Origin of the sequence: Crocosphaera watsonii WH 8501 (assembly GCF_000167195.1) — a bacterium.
Lineage (GTDB): Bacteria > Cyanobacteriota > Cyanobacteriia > Cyanobacteriales > Microcystaceae > Crocosphaera > Crocosphaera watsonii.
Genome location: NZ_AADV02000256.1, coordinates 1 through 4012, shown reverse-complemented (window position 1 = coordinate 4012; position 4012 = coordinate 1). Strand labels below are relative to the sequence as shown.

Below are 4012 nucleotides of genomic sequence, written 5' to 3'. Positions count from 1 at the left end.
GATCCCTTATTTTTTACTGATAGTTTCTTCGTTGAAAAACCAGAAAGAATAGAAACAATGTTATTTTTAATGTCTTTGTGTTTGTTGATTTATAACTTGGGGCAAAGAGAATTAAGAAATTGTTTAAAAAGAGTCAAAAAAGGAATAAATAATCAAGTAGGGAAAGTAACATTGCGTCCGACTTTGAGGTGGATATTTCAATGTTTTCAAGGTATTCATTATGTGATTTTAAACGGAGTCAAACAAATTGTCAATTTAACAGAAGAAAGGCGTTTTATATTGAGTTTATTACCTGCATCTTGTCAAAGATATTATCTATAAATTGAATTGGATAAAGCAAAAATAATAAAAGAATAAGAGTCTAATGATATCAAATGAGAAGAGGAAAATCTCCTTCGTTTGTGCTGAGTCTTGCTAAGTTTTCAATGAGTATAAATCTTCTTAATTTGATTATTTTTCCTAAAAATTTAATGAAAAGAGAAATATTCTTGCCCAGGTATGATTTTCGGACTTTTTAAAACTATGTATTTTTTTATACTACATTTTGAAGTGCGGAATCTGGGTTTAAAGCGTAAAAAGTTTGACAAATATCTGACTTCAGAAGAAAAACAAGAATTCATAGTTAAATTGGTAGAGAAATCCGAGTTAGTAAAAATTCAAGAAGTTATTGATGTTTGTCGTGACTCCAAAGACAATAAATTCCTTGAAGTTGCTGTGAGTGGGCAAGCTGATTTTATAATCACTGGAGACAAAGATTTGTTGGTATTAAATCCTTTTAGAAATATTGGTATTATTACTGTCAATGAGTTTTTAATCAAGTTCACTAACTCATAATTACCCTTATACGACATCTGTTTCATCTGTGTATCGCCATCGTTTCCTTACTGTTAGATATTGCTATTAAGAATTCACCCCTATACCAGCAAATTCAAGTACAAATCCCAATCCGTATCTTTTTAGTAGATCCATTGTTCGAGCTTGAAGGAGCGAATCTGAGTGATCTTCTCCTTCTAAAGATCCTGGGAACGTCCTAGGACTTTCTCAGGTTCCAAGGTTGACAAAAAGCCTGTTATAACAAGATCATAGACACCTTACCCAATTTGATAAATATGAATTTTTTTCTCTTCAAAGATCCAATTTTATTTTCACCGGTTCCAAGGGAACGGTTAAGAGTTGGTGGAAAAAGGAGCTAGAATAAGTAGTAATATTATCGAATACTAAATAGTAGTACCATGCAGTCGCAAAAATTATCCATTTCCTTGTCTCCTACCCTGACAAGGTTTATCGAACATTACAAGATAGCTAAAGGGTACAAATCTCGCTCTGAGGTGATTTCAGTTGCCTTGAACTTATTGCAGGAAAAAGAACTATTCGAGGCTTATAGAGAAGCGGATAGTGAGGTTGACGAGGCTTGGGATGTGACCATTGGGGACGGATTAAGCGATGAAACGTGGTGAGATTTATTATGCCAACCTCAACCCGTCTGTGGGGTCTGAAATGTCTAAAAATCGTCCTGTGTTGATTGTCAGCAATGATATTAATAACCGTGCAGCTTCTACAATAACGATTTTACCCATCACTTCTAATGTGAGTCGAATTTATCCCTTTGAGGTGTTTCTATCACCGTCAGACAGTGGTTTACCCAAACCGTCTAAACTTCAGGCGCAACAAATACGAACCATCTCCAAGCAACGTATAAATGGGGGTGTGGTGGGTTTATTGAACGAGACATTAATGCAGTCGGTTGACGCTGCCATCACCCTACATCTGGGACTAAACAACAACCGTTAAACGTTTTGTTCAACGATATGTAAATCAGTTTGTCCCTTGGTTTCCTTTATGGTTTATCCTAGTTTGTATGACAGATTGTTGAACATATCAATAACGATGAGTGAGACGAAACCCAATCAAACCTGGATAACCTCTAAGAGCATAGCCATAGCTGCTCGAATCCCCCATAACCTCTATAACCAAATAGAAGCCTACGGGATGACTAATTTTGCCAAGGGTGAGGATAAATATGATAAAACAGCGACCATCATTGATCTCATCACCAAAGGCTTAGGATTTGATAGTGTATCACAATCAGTTCAACAAAGTGTTAATCAAGTTGACGTTGAACAACTTGTACAACAGACTGTTAGACAAGAACTAGAGAATACTGTTAATCAAAACGATATACAAAACGTCAAACAGGAGTTATTAGATTCTGTCAAACAACTTGTTCAACAATCTGTTAATCAATCCCCACAATCATTGGAAGAGGCGATTTCCCACCATCCCACGATCCAATCGATGCAAACCCACATAATGAAGCTGGATAGTTATCTCGATGGCTTGACTAGAGCGATCCAGGAGATTATGGAAGTTAAGGCTGTTTCAGATCCCATCCCTGATGATGTGCTACAACTCAACTCAACCTTCACCAGTGAAGTCACCTTAATATCTAGTGAGGGGGAAGAAATTATTACCCGTGCTCCGGAGCCATCGTCAGATCCCCCATCAGCCCCGTCAGAAAACAACAATTATCTTAACCCCATTGATTCCGATACCACAGAGGCCATATCTGACAATGAGGAAACTCAACGATTCACCGATAAAGAAGTACAGGCAATTTTAAAGCAGAAATACAACATCAGAACCACTCCCCAAACAATCAGCAAGTGGAGACTTAAACAAACTCAGCCACGGGAACGCAATCAGATTATCTTTGATCATTTCAAACCTGATGGCGATCGCTGGCAACCACTTCAATAAAGAAAAAGAAAAATCCTACAATATCTTATTGCCACAAGATCAACTACTATTTTATTTTTTGGAATCCTATGGCCCTCTTTCGTCTCTATATTTCTTCTACTGTGTCCTCAGTTTGACAAAATATGGGCTATTTTTTCACTGTCGACTTTTGCCGGCCTTAAGCGATTTTTGGCGACCGATTTATATGGTATTCTTGAACTATTAAAAGACAAAAATTGGATTTATTGAATGATTTAGATTATATCAGTTTAAGATAGCTAATTTTTACCCTATTTTTTCTTTTATACTTTGAATAGCAACGGTTTTTAAAAATAAAAACCGACGAATTATTCCTTCATGTATCGGGTTTTTCCTGTGCAGTGTGATAATGATTGCCCTGAAACCCTTGTGAATTGCGACTTTAATAGATTTAATGGGGGTGTAATGGTTGAAATTGAAAAGTTGAAGGAAGACTCTTGATAGATCCCAGATTCCGCACTTCAAAAAGTAGCATTAAATACTACAAGCCTGGGGTTAATAATTAAGTATAATTGCTTAAGCTCTTGAAGACAAAAAAGTGGGATAATTGTTTAAGTTGTTTCCTCTGTAAAAAAAGAGCGAAAAATGTCTTATTTAGAAGAAATACAAGTTAAAAATTTAGACCATTTAGGGATAGTAACTGGTTTAATTGATGAAATAGGAATAGTCAAAATAATTAATAATAAATTAGGAATAGATGTTAGAGAAAAAATCTCAGCAGGTACAGTAGTTAAGTCTATTTTAATCAATGGACTAGGATTTGTTTCAAGACCTCTATATTTATTCAGTCAGTTTTTTCAAGATAAAGCCATTGAGAAATTGTTAGGAGAAAGAATTAAACCTGATTACCTTAATGATGATAAAATTGGGAGAGTAATGGATGAATTATATAAATATGGACTAAATGATATTTTTATTGAAGTAGTTTTAGAAGTAATTAAAAAATTTAAAATAGACCTTAAATACTCCCATTTAGATTCCACATCATTTCATTTAGATGGAGAATATAAAAGGGAAGAAGATAAAGAGAAACAGGAAGAAGAAAAAATTATTAAAGAAAGACCAATTTTTATTAAGAAAGGATATTCTCGGGATCATAGACCAGACTTAAAACAATGTGTCTTGGATTTAATAACAAGCCAAGATGGAGATATTCCATTATTTGTGAGAGTAGGAGATGGAAATGAATCTGATAAAGCTGTATTGGAAAAGTTTTAGTAGAATTCAAAAAGCAAAT

The 4012-nt window shown here is 34.8% G+C and carries 4 protein-coding genes and 2 pseudogenes; all 6 read left to right on the top strand.

Annotated features, from left to right (window positions below; translation table 11 throughout):
* Nucleotides 1-321: pseudogene (locus CWATDRAFT_RS30225) on the top strand (IS1634 family transposase); the annotation flags it as partial.
* Between the two features lie 177 nt (nt 322-498).
* Nucleotides 499-834, top strand: a complete 336-nt coding sequence (locus CWATDRAFT_RS30220; RefSeq protein ID WP_007308522.1) for a putative toxin-antitoxin system toxin component, PIN family — start codon at nt 499-501, stop codon at nt 832-834.
* Nucleotides 835-1232: 398 nt separating this feature from the next.
* Nucleotides 1233-1457, top strand: coding sequence for a ribbon-helix-helix domain-containing protein (locus CWATDRAFT_RS41225; RefSeq protein WP_021831086.1), 225 nt, complete (start codon nt 1233-1235; stop codon nt 1455-1457).
* Nucleotides 1444-1791 (top strand): type II toxin-antitoxin system PemK/MazF family toxin, encoded by a 348-nt coding sequence (locus CWATDRAFT_RS30210; protein ID WP_007308523.1) that lies wholly within the window; start codon nt 1444-1446, stop codon nt 1789-1791. Before CWATDRAFT_RS41225 ends, CWATDRAFT_RS30210 begins: the two co-directional genes overlap by 14 nt.
* Nucleotides 1792-1989: 198 nt before the next feature.
* The gene (locus CWATDRAFT_RS30205; RefSeq protein WP_232287240.1) at nt 1990-2757 is read left to right on the top strand and encodes a hypothetical protein; all 768 of its coding nucleotides are present in this window, start codon (nt 1990-1992) and stop codon (nt 2755-2757) included.
* A gap of 603 nt (nt 2758-3360) precedes the next feature.
* Nucleotides 3361-4012, top strand: a pseudogene (locus CWATDRAFT_RS30200) (IS1634-like element ISCwa1 family transposase); the annotation flags it as partial.

What these genes read in the sequence shown, in the direction of transcription:
- CWATDRAFT_RS30220 (WP_007308522.1), top strand. Translation starts at nt 499, where the DNA reads ATGATTTTCGGACTTTTTAAAACTATGTATTTTTTTATACTACATTTT.
- CWATDRAFT_RS41225 (WP_021831086.1), top strand. Translation starts at nt 1,233, where the DNA reads ATGCAGTCGCAAAAATTATCCATTTCCTTGTCTCCTACCCTGACAAGG.
- CWATDRAFT_RS30210 (WP_007308523.1), top strand. Translation starts at nt 1,444, where the DNA reads ATGAAACGTGGTGAGATTTATTATGCCAACCTCAACCCGTCTGTGGGG.
- CWATDRAFT_RS30205 (WP_232287240.1), top strand. Translation starts at nt 1,990, where the DNA reads ATGACTAATTTTGCCAAGGGTGAGGATAAATATGATAAAACAGCGACC.